Origin of the sequence: Saccharomonospora iraqiensis subsp. paurometabolica YIM 90007, assembly GCF_000231035.2 — a bacterium.
Lineage (GTDB): Bacteria > Actinomycetota > Actinomycetes > Mycobacteriales > Pseudonocardiaceae > Saccharomonospora > Saccharomonospora paurometabolica.
In genome coordinates this window covers 35,012-35,409 of the sequence record NZ_KI912238.1, presented here as the reverse complement: position 1 = coordinate 35,409, position 398 = coordinate 35,012, and the positions used below count along the sequence as shown (strand labels likewise).

Annotated in this window: 1 protein-coding gene; it reads left to right on the top strand. The window is 77.1% G+C overall.

The window, feature by feature from the left end:
• The coding region (locus SACPADRAFT_RS27355) for a ComEC/Rec2 family competence protein (RefSeq protein ID WP_040924284.1) at positions 1–398 on the top strand (398 nt) is incomplete at both ends.

Genomic DNA, 398 nt, shown 5'->3' with positions numbered 1-398 from the left:
GGCGGGTCACGTCCGCCCCCTGGTGGCAGCGCGCCGCCGGGTCGGTGCGGGCCGACCTGCGCGCGGCCGCCGGTGTCCTCGGTGCCGAACCCGCGGGGCTGCTGCCGGGACTGATCGTGGGGGACACCGGTGCCCTCCCACCCCGGGTCGAGGAGGAGTTCCTGGACGCGGGCCTGTCGCATCTCATGGCCGTGTCCGGGTCGAACGTGACGATCGTGTGCGGGGCGGTGCTGCTCCTGGCACGGTCGGTGGGTGCCGGACCCCGGCTCGCCGCGGCGACGGCGGGGGTGGCGCTGCTCGCGTTCGTCCTACTGGTCGGCTACGAACCGAGCGCGCTGCGGGCGGGCGTGATGGGCGGGATCGGGCTGCTCGCCCTGGCGCTCGGCCGGCGCGGGTCC